General features: G+C 68.4%; 17 protein-coding genes. 9 read left to right on the forward strand and 8 right to left on the reverse strand.

Going from position 1 to position 16,082, the window contains the following annotated elements:
• The first annotated feature begins 1 nt into the window (after window position 1).
• On the forward strand, window positions 2-1,975 hold the full coding sequence (locus JNUCC0626_RS39595) for an amino acid transporter (protein ID WP_394615778.1): 1,974 nt from the start codon (window positions 2-4) through the stop codon (window positions 1,973-1,975).
• Between the two features lie 81 nt (window positions 1,976-2,056).
• The gene (locus JNUCC0626_RS39600) at window positions 2,057-3,601 is read left to right on the forward strand and encodes a tannase/feruloyl esterase family alpha/beta hydrolase (RefSeq protein ID WP_394615779.1); all 1,545 of its coding nucleotides are present in this window, start codon (window positions 2,057-2,059) and stop codon (window positions 3,599-3,601) included.
• Here the strand turns inward: JNUCC0626_RS39600 and pip are convergent.
• The 3 genes from pip to JNUCC0626_RS39615 form a co-directional block, all read right to left on the reverse strand.
• A complete protein-coding gene (gene pip, locus JNUCC0626_RS39605) occupies window positions 3,598-4,545 on the reverse strand; it encodes a prolyl aminopeptidase (protein WP_394615780.1) in 948 nt (315 codons plus the stop codon). The two genes, JNUCC0626_RS39600 and pip, sit on opposite strands and share 4 nt — an antisense overlap.
• 111 nt (window positions 4,546-4,656) lie before the next feature.
• A complete protein-coding gene (locus tag JNUCC0626_RS39610) occupies window positions 4,657-5,199 on the reverse strand; it encodes a DUF305 domain-containing protein (protein WP_394615781.1) in 543 nt (180 codons plus the stop codon).
• Window positions 5,200-5,273: 74 nt separating this feature from the next.
• Complete coding sequence (locus JNUCC0626_RS39615) at window positions 5,274-5,747, reverse strand: hypothetical protein (RefSeq protein ID WP_394615782.1); 474 nt, start codon at window positions 5,745-5,747, stop codon at window positions 5,274-5,276.
• A 276-nt stretch (window positions 5,748-6,023) separates the two neighbouring features.
• On the opposite strand from JNUCC0626_RS39615, the gene JNUCC0626_RS39620 reads away from it, so the two are divergent.
• On the forward strand, window positions 6,024-6,776 hold the full coding sequence (locus JNUCC0626_RS39620; RefSeq protein ID WP_394615783.1) for a lytic polysaccharide monooxygenase: 753 nt from the start codon (window positions 6,024-6,026) through the stop codon (window positions 6,774-6,776).
• Between the two features lie 4 nt (window positions 6,777-6,780).
• On the forward strand, window positions 6,781-7,377 hold the full coding sequence (locus JNUCC0626_RS39625) for a DUF305 domain-containing protein (RefSeq protein ID WP_394615784.1): 597 nt from the start codon (window positions 6,781-6,783) through the stop codon (window positions 7,375-7,377).
• A gap of 41 nt (window positions 7,378-7,418) precedes the next feature.
• On the opposite strand, the gene JNUCC0626_RS39630 is transcribed toward JNUCC0626_RS39625, so the two are convergent.
• Both JNUCC0626_RS39630 and JNUCC0626_RS39635 read right to left on the reverse strand, forming a co-directional pair.
• Entirely contained in the window at window positions 7,419-10,004 is a 2,586-nt protein-coding gene (locus tag JNUCC0626_RS39630) for a BTAD domain-containing putative transcriptional regulator (RefSeq protein WP_394615785.1), read from the reverse strand.
• 4 nt (window positions 10,005-10,008) lie between these two features.
• Window positions 10,009-10,770, reverse strand: coding sequence for an AraC family transcriptional regulator (locus JNUCC0626_RS39635; protein WP_394615786.1), 762 nt, complete (start codon window positions 10,768-10,770; stop codon window positions 10,009-10,011).
• A gap of 50 nt (window positions 10,771-10,820) precedes the next feature.
• Between JNUCC0626_RS39635 and JNUCC0626_RS39640 the strand changes: the two genes are divergently transcribed.
• Genes JNUCC0626_RS39640 through JNUCC0626_RS39650 form a run of 3 tightly spaced genes read left to right on the forward strand, consistent with a single transcriptional unit; the run spans window position 10,821 to window position 13,056 of the window.
• The gene (locus JNUCC0626_RS39640; protein ID WP_394615787.1) at window positions 10,821-11,219 is read left to right on the forward strand and encodes a DUF2000 family protein; all 399 of its coding nucleotides are present in this window, start codon (window positions 10,821-10,823) and stop codon (window positions 11,217-11,219) included.
• A gap of 24 nt (window positions 11,220-11,243) precedes the next feature.
• The gene (locus tag JNUCC0626_RS39645; protein ID WP_394615788.1) at window positions 11,244-11,822 is read left to right on the forward strand and encodes a Pr6Pr family membrane protein; all 579 of its coding nucleotides are present in this window, start codon (window positions 11,244-11,246) and stop codon (window positions 11,820-11,822) included.
• Window positions 11,823-11,850: 28 nt separating this feature from the next.
• On the forward strand, window positions 11,851-13,056 hold the full coding sequence (locus tag JNUCC0626_RS39650) for an MFS transporter (RefSeq protein WP_394615789.1): 1,206 nt from the start codon (window positions 11,851-11,853) through the stop codon (window positions 13,054-13,056).
• Here JNUCC0626_RS39650 and JNUCC0626_RS39655 read toward each other — a convergent pair.
• Both JNUCC0626_RS39655 and JNUCC0626_RS39660 read right to left on the reverse strand, forming a co-directional pair.
• Entirely contained in the window at window positions 12,966-13,787 is an 822-nt protein-coding gene (locus JNUCC0626_RS39655; protein ID WP_394615790.1) for an alpha/beta fold hydrolase, read from the reverse strand. The two genes, JNUCC0626_RS39650 and JNUCC0626_RS39655, sit on opposite strands and share 91 nt — an antisense overlap.
• Window positions 13,784-14,467: an SRPBCC domain-containing protein gene (locus tag JNUCC0626_RS39660; protein WP_394615791.1), complete on the reverse strand. Its 684-nt coding sequence runs from the start codon at window positions 14,465-14,467 to the stop codon at window positions 13,784-13,786. Before JNUCC0626_RS39660 ends, JNUCC0626_RS39655 begins: the two co-directional genes overlap by 4 nt.
• Window positions 14,468-14,610: 143 nt before the next feature.
• Between JNUCC0626_RS39660 and JNUCC0626_RS39665 the strand changes: the two genes are divergently transcribed.
• Entirely contained in the window at window positions 14,611-15,195 is a 585-nt protein-coding gene (locus JNUCC0626_RS39665) for a DUF998 domain-containing protein (RefSeq protein WP_394615792.1), read from the forward strand.
• 58 nt (window positions 15,196-15,253) lie between these two features.
• On the opposite strand, the gene JNUCC0626_RS39670 is transcribed toward JNUCC0626_RS39665, so the two are convergent.
• On the reverse strand, window positions 15,254-15,478 hold the full coding sequence (locus JNUCC0626_RS39670) for a zinc-ribbon domain-containing protein (protein ID WP_394615793.1): 225 nt from the start codon (window positions 15,476-15,478) through the stop codon (window positions 15,254-15,256).
• A gap of 86 nt (window positions 15,479-15,564) precedes the next feature.
• On the opposite strand from JNUCC0626_RS39670, the gene JNUCC0626_RS39675 reads away from it, so the two are divergent.
• Window positions 15,565-16,065 carry a GNAT family N-acetyltransferase gene (locus JNUCC0626_RS39675; RefSeq protein WP_394615794.1) on the forward strand — a complete coding sequence of 167 codons (501 nt, stop codon included), beginning with the start codon at window positions 15,565-15,567 and terminating at the stop codon, window positions 16,063-16,065.
• Window positions 16,066-16,082 lie beyond the last annotated feature (17 nt).

The raw sequence follows: 16,082 nt of genomic DNA on the forward strand, positions 1-16,082 counted from the left end.
CATGAGCACGGAGTTCGCCATTCCCGCCGAGGTGCCGAGCCCGGAACGGCCCGCCCCGCCCGGTGGACCGGTGGGCAGGTGGCTGCTCGCGGACCGGGTGGCACCCTCCGGCCCGGAGAGTCACGAGTCGCACGCCAAACCGCACCCGTGGTGGAAGGTCATGACGCTCACCGGCGTCGACTACTTCTCCACGCTCTCGTACCTCCCCGGCATCGCCGCGCTGGCCGCCGGAGCGCTCTCTCCACTTGCGACGCTGCTGATCGTGGCGCTGACGCTGCTCGGCATGCTGCCGATGTACCGCCGGGTGGCGAAGGAGAGCCCGAACGGCCAGGGCTCCGTGGCGATGCTGGAGGACCTGCTGCCGTTCTGGCGCGGCAAGATCTTCGTGCTGGTGCTGCTCGGGTTCGTGGCGACGTCGTGGATCATCACGATCACGCTGTCCGCGGCCGACGCCTCGGTGCACGCGCTGGAGAACCCGTACGTGCCGGAGGCGTTGCACGGCACCGAGCTCTGGCTGACGATCATCCTGCTGGTGATCCTCGGCGGCGTGTTCCTGATGGGCTTCAGCGAGGCCGTGGGCGTCGCGATCCCGTTGGTGGCGGTGTTCCTCGCGTTGAACGCCGTCGTGGCCGTGGTGGGGCTCGTGGACGTCTTCGCGACGCCGGACGCGCTGGACCGGTGGATCTCTGCTCTCGGTGCCCATGGCGACGGCTTCTTCGGCATCGTCGGGCCTGCGATCCTGGCCTTCCCGTTGCTGGTGCTCGGGTTGTCCGGGTTCGAGACCGGCGTGAGCATGATGCCGCTGGTGCAGGCCTCCGGGAAGACACCGGAGCAGCGGCTGGAGAGCCGCGTTCGCAACACCCGCAAGCTGCTCACCACGGCCGCGCTGATCATGTCGGTGTACCTGGTGGCGACGTCGTTCATCACGACCGTGCTGGTGCCGCAGGACAAGTTCGCGCCCGGCGGCCCGGCGAACGGCCGCGCGCTCGCCTACCTCGCGCACGAACTGCTCGGCGAGGCGTTCGGCACGGTCTACGACATCAGCAGCATCCTGATCCTGTGGTTCGCCGGTGCGTCGGCGATGGCCGGACTCATCAACATCGTCCCGCGTTATCTGCCGTCCTACGGCATGGCACCGGAGTGGGGACGCGCCGTCCGTCCGGTGGTGATCGTCTACACGATCATCTGCATCATCATCACGATCATCTTCAACGCCGACGTGAACGCGCAGGCCGGCGCCTACGCGACGGGCATCCTCGCGATGATGGTCTCCGGATCGTTCGCGGTGACGGTGTCGGCGTGGCGCAAGAGGCAACGCGGCGCGGGCATCGGGTTCACCGTGCTGACGCTGGTGCTGCTGTACGCGTTGGTGGAGAACGTCATCGAGAAGCCGGACGGCATCACGATCTCCATCGGCTTCATCATCGGCATCATCGTGATCTCCCTGGTGTCACGGATCTCGCGCACGACGGAGCTGCGCGTCGACAGCATCAAGTTCGACGAGCAGGCCCGCCGGTTCATCACCGAGACGATCGCGAACGACGGCCGCATCACGTTGATCGCGAACCGCCGCCAGCACGGGGACGAGGCCGAATACGTCGAGAAGGAGACCGAGCAGCGCGGTATGAACCCGGTGCCCGGCACGGCGGACGTGATCTTCCTGGAGATCGACATCGTCGACCCGTCGGCGTTCTCGAACGTCCTGTGCGTGTCCGGGGTCGAGGTGGCGGGGCATCGCGTGCTGCGCGCCTCCGCACCCGCCGCGCCGAACGCCATCGCGGCGATCCTGCTCGCGTTGCGCGACTCGACCGGCGTCATCCCGCACGCGCACTTCGAGTGGTCCGAGGGCAACCCGCTCGGCCACCTGTTCCGCTACCTGATCCTCGGCCGCGGCGATACGCCTCCGGTCGTACGGGAAATCATCCGCTCGGCTGAAGAGGATCCGTCCCGAAGGCCACGCGTGCACGTGAGTTAGCTGGAACACTCGCCCCGGTGCCGCGTCCGGTAACACTTCGGGCCGCGGCACCGGTACGTCCGACATCAGGGGGAGGACGCCATGTTCCGCAAGCTGCTCGTGTTTCTCGTCGTGCTGGGGACGGCAGGTGCCGGGGCCGCACCGGCCGTCGGATCATCGGGACACCGAACCGTCAGATCGTGTGCCGAACTCGTGCGGTCGTTCGACGTCCCGGACGCCCGCACGAAGGTCACGTCGGCGCAGATCGTGTCCGGTGACAAGGAGTTCTGCGACGTCCGCGGCACGATCGAACCCGCCATCGGCTTCCAGCTGAAACTCCCGCTGAAGGGCTACCAGGGCCGTTATCTCCAGTACGGCTGCGGCGGCTTCTGCGGGGTCATCGACGACCCGGACTTCCCGTCCGGCTGCGGCCCGGCGTTCGGGGACGCCGCCGTGGCCGCGACCGACGACGGCCACCAGGCGCCGCCGGAGAACCCGTTCGACACGACCTGGGCCGCATCGAACCAGCAGGCCCGCGACGACTACTTCTTCCGCGCGCCGCACGCGTTGTCGAAGGTGTCCAAGCACATCATCTCGGCGTTCTACGGCAAGCCGCCGGTGAAGTCGTACTTCAACGGCTGCTCCAACGGCGGCCGCGAGGGTCTGCTGCTGGCCCAGCGCTACCCGCGTGACTTCGACGGCATCATCGCCGCCGCGCCGGGGTCCTACTACACGGCGCTGATCGGGTACCAGGCGTGGATCGCGCGCAACACCATCCCGAACGACAAGCTCTTCGTGCTGCACAACGCGGTCATGCAGGCGTGCGACGGCAACGACGGCCTGGTCGACGGTCAGATCGAGGACCCACGGCTCTGCAAGTTCGATCCCGGCACGCTAGCCGGACAGCTCACCGACGACGAGATCGCGCGGGTCAGGCGGTTGTACGCGGGCCCGTCCGACAACGGCGTGCGGCTCTACCCCGGCGGCCAGCCGTACGGGTCGGAGATCTCGTGGACGTTCTGGCTCAACCCGTCCGACGGGCTCGGCCGCGGCATCGCGCCCGAACTCGCCGACAACGGCCTGAAGAACCTCGTCTACCCGATCGGCAAGCCGGGCTCGTCGCTGGAGAAGTTCGAGTTCACCACCCGCGAGTTCCGCAAGCTCGTGCCGGAGACGGTGAAGGCGAACGCGCTCTCGCTCGACCTGCGGGCGTTCGAACGGGCGGGCGGCAAGCTGATCCTCTGGCACGGCGCGGGCGACCAGGGCATCCCGTTCGAGGGCACGCTCGACTACTGGCAGCGGCTCACCGGCGGCAGGAACCCGTCCTACGCCCGGCTCTTCGTCGTGCCGTCGATGTGGCACTGCGCGGGCGGCGACACGCTGACCGACTTCGACCCGTTCCGCGCGCTCGTGTCGTGGGTCGAGGGCGGCCAGGTGCCGAACAAGATCATCGCGACCGGGCGTGACGAGGCCGGGAACGTCGTGCGCACCCGGCCGGTGTTCCCGTACCCGTTGCGGGCCAAGTACACCGGCTCGGGCTCGATCGATGACGCCAAGAACTTCGTCGCGGCGCCGGGCTTCGGGTTCGACGACCGGATCAGGTGGGCGGGGGAGGACCTGTACCGGTCTGGCCCCGTGGCTCCCTAGCGGAACTTCTCGATGGCGGCGGCGATGGCCTTGCCCATGCTGTTGCCGTCCGAAGCGGTGTGGCCGGCGTCGTTCAGGATGACCAGTTCGGCGTCCGGCCACCGCTTCGCGATCTCCCACGCCGTGTGCAGCGGCCCGCCGAAGTCGTTGCGGCCGTGGATGAGAACTCCGGGGATGCCCTTGAGGCGGTCGAGGTTGCCGAAGATGTGGTCGGGCTCCAGGAAGCAGTCGTTGCCCCAGTAATGCGTGACGACCCTGGCCATCTGATAGCGCATGACCGGGTCTTCGTACCGGGTGCCGGCGAAGTCGTTGTCGCCGCCGGTGATCGTGGCGAGGTCCCACTTGTTCCAGTCCCACGCGGCCTTCTCCCGGACCGCGGGGTCGGGCGAGTTCAGCAGCCTGTTGTACGCCAGGGCCAGGTTGCCGTCGCGGTCCTCCTCCGGGACGCCGTCGCGGAAGGCGTCGAAGTGGTCGGGGAAGAACAGGGCCAGACCGCGGGTGATCCAGGCGAGCTCGTCGGGACGGCCGGTGGTCACCGCCGGGATGATGATCTCGCTGACGCGGTCCGGGTGTTGGATCGCGTAGGCGAGGACCAGCGTGGATCCCCAGGAACCGCCTTCCAGCAGCCACTTCTCGATGCCCAGGTGTGCGCGGAGCTTCTCGGCGTCGTCGATCAGGTGCTGGGTGGTGTTGTGCTCCATGCCGGTCGCCGGGTCCGAGGCCGGCGGGGTGCTCTTGCCGCAGCCGCGCTGATCCCACATGACCAGGTTCCAGTGGGCGGGGTCGTAGTTGTCGCGCCAGTGCGGCTTGAACCCGGAGCCGGGGCCGCCGTGGAAGATGCACGCGGGCTTGCCGTCGGGGTTTCCACTGGCCTCCCAGTGGATGAGCTGGCCGTCGCCGACGTCGAGCATGCCCTGTGCGTAGGGCTCCACCTGTGGGTACATGCGCGCGAGGTTATTGCGGGGAGAACCGGACGGCGAGTCGATTTCGGCGCTGCGGATACGCCGACACGTCCACTGCCGTGATGGCGGTGGACGTGTGGAGTCGTTGGTGCGTCAGGACTTCTGCTTGGCGGCGATCTGGTCCAGCACCTCGGTCTGAGACACGATGATCTTGCCTGCCAACGCCTTCGAGCCGATGTGCTCGCCACTGGACTGCGCGGCCTTCGCCATGTCGACGCCACTGCGGAGGTGGCGGGAGAGCGTGGCGAGGAACAGGTCGTCGTACTGCTTGCCGCTGGCCGCCTTGAGCGCCTCGACGTCCTTGGCGGTCATCATGCCCGCCATCTTGTGCGCGGCGGCGGCGTCGTCACCCGGCACCTGGATGTTCCAGCTGCGCAGGTAGGTGGCCATCTGCTCGATCTCGCCCGCCTCGGCGGTCGCGATCTTGTCGGCCACGTTGATCACGAAGTCGTCCTTGGACTTCTCCATGGCTACCTTCGCGATCTCGATGGTCTGGCGGTGGTGGGGGATCATCTGCAACGAGAACATCGCGTCGGCCTCGTTCGCGGCCGGTTCGGCGGAGCTGTTGCCACCCCCGGACGAACATCCGACCAGCGCAAGCAGCCCTAGCACGATGATGAGCAGACGCGCTCGCATGAAGCCTCCCGTCTCGGTTCCCTGCCGAGGGATACGGGTGGCCGATGTGTCCGGTTCAGCGAAACTTTCCGAACCTAAGTGGTTCGGCGCTGATCGAGGGCCGCGACGACGCCGCTGACCACGTCGGGATGGCCGAGCGGCAGAGGGGACACCGCGCTGGCGGTGTGCGGGATGACCTGGGCGAACGTGGCCTCCACCGGCACCTCGGGATCGACCACGAGGACCGAGCGGACGAGGTCGGGGTGACTTGCCACGAGGTCCAGGACGTCTGCGGCGATCGGGCCGCTCGTGACGACGTCCAGCACGGTCCTGGTGTCGTCCCGGTGCCTGGTCAGCACGGTGTCCACTGTGGACTTCCACCCTGGTGCGGCGGGGACGCGCAGCCACACGATCCGCACGGTTTCGGACAGCGGACGCCAGGTCGCGGGAATCTCGTCGTGGAGGGCTTCCCCGGCTGGGTCGATCACGAGTACCGTTGCGGCGCCTGCGGGTCCGTCGGCGACGACACCGGGACCTGTCGCCCTGCTGGGCTCGTCGAAATCGCGCATGATCGTGGATACCCAGCGACTGAACGGTTTCAGTGCTCCGATCGGGTCTCCGTGATGACCCGAATGGCGCAGACAAGACCACTGCGTGACGTGGACTTGTTGACGCACACCGGTTTCCGGCTCATGTTCGGTGACATCTTGACCACTTTCTGAACACCGGTTTATGGTCTAGACCACAAACCGAAACTGGATCGGTGAGCATCTGAGAGTGCTCCCGGTTCCCGCCCCCTGCCTACGGGTCCACCCGTTTGGGAACGATCCAAGGAGTTCGGACGAATGAAAATCATGCGCAAAGCGGCGCTCGTCCTGGCCGCTGTCCCTGCAATCGTCCTCGTCATGCCGGTCGGATCGGCGAGCGCGCACGGCTACATCTCGTCGCCCGCGAGCCGTTCGGCGCAGTGCGCCAGGGGCGACATCGCCGAAAGCCTTTGCGGCCAGGCGAAGTACGAGCCGCAGAGTGCCGAGGGCCCCAAGGGCCTGAAGAACTGCAGCGGTGCGAACGGAGCCTTCGCTCCCCTCGACAACGACTCGCTGCCCTGGAAGGTCACCAACACCGGTCAGACCCTGTCTCTGACCTGGACCTTCACCGCCCGGCACGCCACGCGTGACTACGAGTACTTCATCGGCAACACGCGCGTCGGCTACTTCGCCGGCAACAACCAGCAGCCGAACAACCCGACCACGCACCAGATCAACCTCGGCGGGTTCTCCGGTCGCCAGAAGCTCTTCGCGATCTGGAACATCGGCGACACCGTCAACGCGTTCTACTCGTGCATCGACCTGAACATCAGCGGCGGTGGCGGCACGACTCCGCCGCCCACCACCACGACCACCCGTCCTCCGACGACGACGACCACGACGACCACGACGAACCAGCCGCCGGCCGGCGGCACGTGGGCGGCGAACACGTCGTACGCGACCGGCGCGACCGTCACCTACGGCGGCTCGAGCTACCGCTGCCGTCAGGCGCACACCTCGCTGACCGGCTGGGAACCGCCGAACGTGGCGGCGCTCTGGGAGAAGATCTGATCCGATGAAGCGCCTGGTGATCGCGGTCGCGGTCCTGGCGCTGGCGGGGTGCGGCGGAGAGGCGGTCGTCCCGGAGAGCCCAGCGGCTCACGGGCACGGCGCTTCTTCCGCCGCACCACCCGTTCCGGGTGCCAGTGCGAGGTTCAACGACGCGGACGTGACGTTCGTGCAGATGATGGTCGACCACCTGCAGCTCGGCATCAGCCTGTCGCAGGTGGGCATGGCGAAGGCGGAGAGCAAGGAGGCGAAGGACCTCGCGAGCGCGATCGACGTGACGCAGCGCGAGGAGCTCACGATGCTCAAGTCGTGGCTGAAGCTCTGGGACAAGCCCGAAGGTGACGGCGCCAACCTGCACGCCGCCCACGGCGGTCAGCCGCTGCTCGACGACAAGGTCATCAACGAGACCAAGGAGAAGAGCGGGACCGAGTTCGACCAGGTCTTCCTCAACCTCATGACCGGGCACCAGGGTGCCGGCGTGGAGATGGCTCTCGCCGAGAAGAAGGACGGGCAGAACCCCGAGGCGACGGCCTACGCCGAGCGCGTGGTGACGTCCCGGCAGGGCCAGATCCAGCAGATGTTGAAGATCATCGGCGGGGTGTAGCGGCGCTCAGCGGTTCAGGTGTCGGCGGCGGCTCCTGAACGTCAGCGGGTCAGGTCGCTGAGCGCGGCCTCGACCCGTTGCTGCGCCGACGCGTGCATCCACCCGACCCCGAGCTCCTGCCGGGCGAGCCGCAGGAGCCTTTCGGCCTGCCCGCGATCGCCCCTGCGCGTGGCGATCTCGGCGAGTCCGGTGTGCGCCAACGCCCTCGTCGCGGTCAGGCCCGCCTCGGTCGCCAGCTCCAGTGCCAGCAGGTAGTCCCGTTCCGCCGCGGCCTCGTCGACGTCGAGCAACCGGTCGGCCCTGCGTCCCCGCAGTTCGGCCAGTTCCTCCTTGGCGCCGAGTTCGCTCACGGCCGCGATCGCCTGGTCCGTCAGCACGAGCGCCTCGGCGGGGTCCTCCGTGAGGATGGCCAGCACGTCCAAGACCTGGGCCGCGCCCCAGCGCTCGCCGAGGTCCTGGAACAGGGTGAGCGCCTCGCGCGCCCGCCGGATCGCCGACGCGCGGTCACCTGACGTGGTCCAGGTCGTGTAGGCGTTGCTGAAGCCGAGCAGGCCGCGCAACCACGGGTCGTCGCTGCTCTCGATCTCCTCCTGCAACGCGGTGCGCGGCGCGTCCGGGCCGGGAGGACCGGAGAGCATGGCCCACGCGATGAGCACGAACGGTTGCCTGATCGGGCCGTGCAACGCGGACAGCTTGTCCTGCACGCGTTCCGGGGCGGCGAGCGCCAGCAGCACCGCGTAGTCCTCTGTGGACTGTTCGGGTACCCGATCGAGGAGTCGCAACGCCAGGCCCTGCACCTCCGACCGGTTGCCCTTCACGTACCAGTACCAGGCGAGGCCGCTGACGAGCCGGAGCGCCAGCGCGGGATCGGCGTCGGTGGCCCAGTCCAGGGCCTGCACCAGGTTCGCGTGCTCGGCGGTCAGGCGGGTGAACCAGCGGACCTGATCTCGTTGGCGCAGTTCGGGATCAGCGCGGACGGCGAGATCGGCGAAGTAGGCGGCGTGCGCGGCGTCGACGCGTTTGTGCTCCGCGCAGAACTCGCGGATCGTCTCCAGCATGCGGTAACGACCGTCAGAGGCCTCGACCAACGACTTGTCCACCAGGGCGTCCAGCACCTCGATGTCGTGCCCGCACACCGATTCGACCGCGTCCAGGCTCGCCCCGCCGCTGAACGTCGCGAGGCACGTGGCGAGGTCGCGTTCCTCGTCCGACAGCAGGTCCCACGACCACTCCACGACCGCGCGCAGCGTCTGGTGGCGCGGTGCGGCGGCGCGGTTTCCCTTGGTGAGCAGGCGGAAGCGGTCGTTCAACCGCAGGGCGATCTCGGAGGTCGTCAACGTCCGGGTGCGCGCCGCGGCCAGTTCGATCGCGAGCGGCAGGCCGTCGAGCGACCGGCAGATCTCGGCGGTGTGTTCGTCCCGCACGAACGCCGGGTTGACCAGCCGGGCGCGATCGGTGAACAGGTCGACGCTCTGCGCCGGGTCGAGCGGTGGCACCGGGCACAGCGTCTCGCCGGTGATGCCGAGCGGCTCCCGGCTCGTCGCGATGATCCGCACCGACGGGCACGCGCTGAGCAGGTGCCCGGCCAGCGCGGCCGCCTGGACGACCAGGTGCTCGCAGTTGTCGAGGATCAGCAACGCCGAGCGCTCGCGCAGGGCGAGCACCAGCCGTTCCTCCGGTTCCAGCACGGTTTCCTTGAGCCCCAACGCCTGCAGCGCGGCGGCCGCGACGTCCCGCGACGGAGCGAGGTCCACGAAGATCGCCCCGGGACCGGCGGCCTGGAGTGCCAGCCTGGTCTTGCCCGCGCCGCCGGGGCCGGTGAGCGTGATCAGCCGTGACGTCAGCGCTTTGATCCGCTTCAGCTCTTCCTGGCGTCCCACGAAGTTCGTCAGCTGGGCGGGCAACTCGCGGTGGGTCGTGCCGCGCAACACCTGGAGGTGCACGGCCCGCAGTTCGGCGGACGGGTCGGCGCCCAGTTCGTCGGCGAGCACGGACCGCGCGTCCTCGAACGCCTGCAACGCCTCGGCCTGCCTGCCCTGCTGGTGCAGCGCCTGCATCAGGAAGCCGCGCAGCCGTTCGTCCAACGGGTGCTGCCGCACGAGTTCCTGGATCTCGGCGACGTCGGCGGTGCCGAGCCGGATGCGCGCGGCGGTCAACGACCCCAGCGCGCCAGACCGCAACTCTTCCAGCCGCACAGCGTGATCGGCGAGCGGAACATCGGCGAGCGCCGGACCGCGCCACAGCCGAAGTGCCTCGGACAAAAGGGATTCCGCGCCACGGACGTCCCCGGCCTCCCACGCCTGACGGCCTTCCGCGGCCAGCGCGGCGAACCGATGCGCGTCGACCGCCGCAGCCTCCAACGCCAACCGGTACCCGGCCGGGTGGAACTCGATCAGCGCCGCGTCCCCGAGCGCCCGCCGCAGCCGGGACACCTGACCCTGCAAGGCGTTCGCCGCGTCCGCCGGCGGTTCGGAGCCGTAGAGCTCGTCCACCAACCGGTCAAGCGGGACGATTTCCCCCACCCGGAGCGCGAGCAAGGCGAGCAGGGTGCGTGGCCGTGGACCACCCACCGCGATCTTGCCGTCCGGGGAGTGCGCCTCAACGGGCCCGAGGATGCCGACGTGCACGGTGTCAGCGTACGAAGCGGCCGGGGCTCGTACCCAGCACCCGGCGAAAGTGCCTGGTGAGATGCGACTGGTCGTGGAACCCGGCCAGCACCGCCACCTCCGCCGCGGGCCGCCCCTCGATCAGGAAACCGCGGGCCAGGTCCACCCGGCGCGCGGTCAGGTACTTGTGCGGCGGCAGCCCGAACCGGCGGCTGAACGCCCGCACGAGGTGCGTCGGACTGGTCTGCAACTCCCGCGCGGCGTCGGCCAGCGACATCCCGGAAGGCAGCGAGGCGTCCAGCAACTGCCTCAACCGGTCGGCGAGCGTCGGGTCCGCGTGCACGACCGGCGCGGTGCCGGCGAAGTGGTGCTGGAGGCGTTCGCTGATCAACGCGAGCCTGCTGGCGGCCTCGAACGGTTCGTCCAGCGCGAGGTGCAGCTGGTGCACCCGCTGGCGCAGCAGGGGATCCGGCAGCATCGGGGTGTCGACGACCTTGCCGATCAGGTCGTCCGGCAGCACCGTGTCGTCCAGGTACAGCACGCGCTTGCGGAAGCCCGTCGGGTACGCGGATCGGCCGTCGTGCGGCACGTGCGGCGGCAACAGCGTGACGGCGGAGACGAGCGCGCCGTGTTCGTGACGGTCCAGTTCGTACTTCACGGCGCCGTCGTCGAGCACCATCAACGTCCACGCGTCGTGCGTGTGCGTCGGGTAGGCGTGCGTGGTGAACGACGCGTGGAAGGCCTCCTTGATGCCGTCCACCGCGGGTTTCCACGCGGTCGTGCTCATGTCAGAAACGTACAAGACCGCAGGTGCGCTCGCCCACGATCGTGGAGTCCATGTTCGACACCAAGATCGCTGTGCTGCTGCGGGACGACCTGGCCGGCTGGCAGGCGCTGAACGTCACCGCCTTCCTCGTCAGCGGCCTGCCCGAAACCCTCAAGGGCGAGCCGTACGTCGACGCCGACGACGTGCGGTACCTGCCGATGTTCGGCCAGCCCGTGGTCGTCCTCCAAGGCAGCGCCGAGCTGCTCAAGAAGGCCCACGAACGCGCGCTCAACCGCGACCAGGCCATGACGATCTTCACCGCCGACCTGTTCGCCACCGGCAACGACGACGACAACCGCGCGGCCGTCCGCAAGGTGCACACGCAGGACCTCGACCTGGTCGGAATCGCCGTGCACGGCCAGAAGAACGCGGTAGACAAGATCTTCAAGGGCGCCCGGATGCACCCCTGACGAAACCGGGTTCTAATTCTCGGCGTGATCAAGCTGCTCCGGATGGCCGCGTTCCTGTTGGTGCTGTCGGCCGAGGTCTACCTGGTCGTCGTGCTGGGCGACAGGTTCCGGCCGACCGACCACTTCAGCTTCTTCACCGTGCTGTCGAACGTGTTCGCGGCCCTCGTGATGCTGCTCGGCGTGTTCCGTCCGGTGTCGGCGCAGCTCAGGGGCGCGGCCGTCGTCTACATGGCGACGACTGGGCTCGTGTACTCGTTCCTGCTGCGGGGCATCGACGTGCAGACGCCCGCGTACGCGAACTGGGTGCTGCACATCATCGTGCCGATCCTCGTCGTCGTGGAGTGGCTGCTCACACCGGAAAAGACGCGGCGGTGGTGGACCTGGCTTGCGTTCCCGGCCGCGTACCTGGTGTACACGCTGGTCAGGGGCCCGATCGTCGGCTGGTACCCGTACCCGTTCATGGACCCTCGCTCGAACGGCTACGGCAGCGTCGCGGTGGGCTGCGTGTTCGTGGCCGTGGTGTTCGTCGTGCTGTCGTTCGCGGTGTCTTGGGTCGGCACCAAATTGGCCCAGAAACGCGGCAAGTCTTTGTCCCGCGACTAGGGCCATTGGTCGCCATAGCGTTGACGGCATGACCGGGCGACTCGCATACGCGCAGCTGACGAACTCCATCGGGGACGGCGGTTTTCTCGTCGTCTCGGCCCTCTACTTCACCCAGGTAGTTGGCCTGAGCGCGGCGAAGGTAGGCCTGGCGCTGACGGTGGCGTGGGGTGTCGGAGCCGTCGCCGGAGTCGCATTAGGACATCTCGCCGATCGGTTAGGTCCGCGGACCACAGCCGTTGTGCTTGCCGGAGCGACGGCCGCGAGCATCGGGATCCTGTTGCTCACGCGGAACTTCGCGGCGTTCGTGGTGGTCATGTGCCTGTACGCGAGCTTCCAGAGCGGGTTGCAGGCGTCCCGGCAGGCACTCCTCGCCGGTCTCACGACGCCCGACGAACGCACGCGGGTCCGGGCGCGGATCCAGGCCACGGCCAACGCGGGCATCGCGATCGGGGCGGCGGCGGGCGGGTTCGCGCTGCACCTCGGCACCGAGGCCGCCTACACGGCCGTGTTCGTGCTCGACGTCGTCGCGTTCCTGATCGCGGCCGTGGTGCTCGGCACGTTGCCGGAGACGGTGATGACCAGGGCGAAGGGCAAGTTCGACGTGCTGAAGGACCGCCCGTACGCACTGGTGACGTTGATCAACGCGGTGATGCTGCTCTACATGCCGTTGCTCAGCCTGATCATCCCGCTGTGGATCGTGCAGCGCACCGAGGCACCGACGTGGCTCGCGGCCGCGTTGCTGGTCCTCAACACCGCGGCCGTCGTGCTGTTCCAGGTGCGGATCGCCCGTCGCGCCACCGGTCTGGGCAGTGCTTCGACGCTCGTCAGGCACGCCGGGCTGGTCATGCTCGCGTCCTGCGCGGTGTTCGCGGTGACGGCGTTCAGCTTCGGCGCCTGGCCCGCGGCGGCGTTGCTGATCGCGGCCGCCGCGTTGCAGGTGCTCGGCGAGATGATGCTCGCCTCCGGGGCGTGGGAGATCAGCTTCGCCCTCGCGCCCGCCGACCGCCAGGGCCAGTACCAGGGCTTCTTCGCGACCGGGACGGCCGTCGCGCGCATGGTCGGCCCCGCTCTGCTCACCACCGTCGTGCTCGGCTGGGGAGCACTCGGGTGGCTCGCGGTCGGCGGGCTGTTCGTCGTGGCGGGTTACGCGATGGGACCGGCGGTGCGCTGGGCCCGTGCGAAGAACTCCACCAACGCCGGTGCCATGACCGACGACTTGTACATGTGCGTCTGACCGGGCAGCGTCTTGTGCTCCGCTCCCAACACCTCCGCGACGTTCTTCATGCCGTTGCGGAGGTACTCGGGGCTCTTGCCGCCGTCCATCGCGATGGTCGGCACCTTGATGTTCCACCGGTTCGTCGGCAGCTTCGAGCCGCGGCCGTCGTCGCCGAGGATCGTGAGGTCCCACGGCAGGGTGTGCGCTACCAGCTTGAGCTTCTTCCACATCGGCGTCAGCTTCATGACCGCGAGCCCGATCCCGGGCACGCCCACCATCTTCATGAACGTGGAGAGCATGCCGCCCCGGTCGCCGCGCGCGAGCATGTCGTTCATCTGCTGGACGATGTCGGCCGGACGCGGCTTGTAGGTGCCGTCGACGACGAACGGCGCCTCGTAGAGCGCGAGCCGGGAGATGCCGGGCAGCTTCGACGCCGCTTCCATCGCGAGCACCGCGCCGGAGGAGACGCCGAAGACGAACGCGCTGCCGCCCGCCTCCCCGATGACCGCGTCGATGTCCTCGATCTCGCGCTCCACCGACCACGGCGTCGCGCCGTCCCCGGTCTCGCCGCGGCCGCGCCGGTCGTAGGTGTAGACCGTGAAGTTCTTGTCCAGCACCGAGGCCAGTTCGGTCGACGGACCGAACATGCGGTGGCACATCGCGCCGTCCACGAGGATCAGCGCGGGCCCCGAGCCGGTGATCGAGTAGGCGACCTCGGTGCCGTCGGCGGAAGTCGTGAAGCGGGTCATTTCTGCTCTCCCAAGGTGGTGTCGAGGAAGTCCTGCCAGTCCTGTTCGGACTCGTCGCCCTCGAAGACGTGGTGCGCGGCGATGACCGGCCCGAAGAAGCCGCGCATGAACCGGTAGATGGCCTTGTCGGTGCGCAGGGCGACCGTGTGGGCGTTGCGGTGGAACTCGACGGCGTCCGGCAGCTTCTCCGCGATGGCCGCGTCGAGCTTCTTCCAGGCCTCGTCCCAGTCGCTGATCATCGGCCCGAAGACCGTGAGCGGACGGGCCGTGCGGCCGGGGAAGTGCGTGAGGTACTCCAGCAACGTGCGGCGGAACAGCGTGCCACCGAGCGTCATGGCCTCGAACTCGTCGGCCCAGTCGTCGCCGGGCAGGAAGCCGCTCGTGACCATCCGCAGCACGGTGCTCGCGTGCTCGCGGCCCTCGACGAGGAACTCGTAGGCGACGAACCGGCCGTCGGGCGCCTTGCCGGAGTCGTACGCGAAGTGCTTCAGGCGTTCCTCGGCGGTGATCTCGCTGGTCGGCTGATAGCCACCGAAGGCCATCTTGACCTGGCCGTTCTCGACCTCGTTGCGACCCATGAACCACGAATCGATGCCGGGGCCGGTGGCGATGGCCGTCCACACGTCCTCGACGGACGCCGGCACCTCCATCTCGTCGGTGCTGCTGAACTCGTGGCCCATCAGGTCTCTCCCCTTGCTCGGTTCGTGGATGGTCCCATCCTGCTCCCGACGATTCTCTTCGTCAAGACAGTGAAGCTCGTCTTGACAAAAAAACTTGTCGGTGATTCGGTTCTTCCCACACCGAGAACTTCCTGGAGGAACCCATGTCCCGCATCGCCTGTGGCGTCGTCGCCGGTCCGCTCTACCTCGTCGTCGGGTACGCCCAGGCGTTCACCCGCTCCGGTTTCGACCTGGCCCAGCACCCGTTCAGCATGTTGAGCCTCGGCTCACTCGGCTGGATCCAGATCGCGAACTTCGTGGTCAGCGGCGCGTTGTTCCTGGTCGCCGCCACCGGCATGGCGCGCTTCTCGAAGTGGGGCGCGCGGCTGATCGGCCTGATGGGGGTGGGGATGATCCTCGGCGGCGTCTTCGTCGCCGATCCGGCTCTCGGCTTTCCGGCCGGAGCCCCTGCCGGGCCACCGGAGTCGATGTCGTGGCACGGCGCGTTGCACGCGGTCGCGTTCGGGATCGCGATGATCGGCTGGATCGGGGCGTGCTTCGTGTTCGCGCGTAGGCTCGGTGGATGGCTGGCGGTGCTGAGCGGGCTGACGGGCGTGCTGCTGATGGCGCCGATGGCGTTCCTGGGCAACCCCGGCGGGACGGTGCTGCTCTACGTGGTCGCGACGATCGGCTGGCTGTGGACCTCGGCGGTGTCCCTGAAGCTGAGCCGGCCTGCCTTCTCGAGCTGATCTGCCCGGAGTGCGGGCGCGTCACCACCGACTCGGGCGCGCCCGGCTGCCCGGCCTGTCAGACCAGCTGATGCGCGTGCATCTTGCTGATGTCGTACTGCACCCCGCAGAACGTGCACTGCAGCCCGTAGTGGCTGCTGATGGTGAACAGCGGGATGAAGAAGATGGTCGGCTTCGTGTAGCGCCGGAACAGGTTGTGCGCCGACTGGTGGTGGCAGTGCCCGCACACCAGCGTCAGCATGCGCAAGGTCTCGATCGTCGTCCGCCAGCCGAAAATGACCATTAGCGCTCCTGATGTCGGGTTGCTCCTAGGACGCACAGCGAGGTGTCTGAGTTGCGATCGGATCGCCTTCTTCGGAAGGTGGACAGGTGGACACCCTGCTGCGGCCCTGGACCCCTGACGACGCCCCGATCATCCTGGCCGCCGCGGCCGAACCCCGGATGAGCCGTCAGTTCACCCTTCCGATCGACTCGCTCGCGGCCGCCGAGGACTGGATCGCCCTGCTCACGGCCCGCCGCGACGACGACATCGGCTACGCGTTCGCCGTGCTGGACTCCGGTGTGCCCGTCGGCAACGTCGCGGTGTCGAGTGTCGAACGCCGTCACCTCACCGGGTGGATCTCGTACTGGACGCTGGAAGCGGCGCGCGGCAAGGGCATCGCGACTCAGGCGTGCCGGGCGGTCAGCGAGTTCGCCTTCACCGAGCTCGAGCTCTTCCGGCTGGAACTCGCGCACCGGCTGGACAACCCCGCTTCCTGCCGGGTCGCGACGGGGGCGGGGTTCGCCGTGGAGGGGGTCGAACGGGCGCGGCTGCTCTACGACGGCGTCCGCTACGACACCGAAACGCACGCACGTCTCGCCACCGACTGAGGTTCACTCCGCGTCGA

The sequence above is a fragment of the Lentzea sp. JNUCC 0626 genome (genome assembly GCF_043632865.1).
Classification (GTDB): domain Bacteria; phylum Actinomycetota; class Actinomycetes; order Mycobacteriales; family Pseudonocardiaceae; genus Lentzea.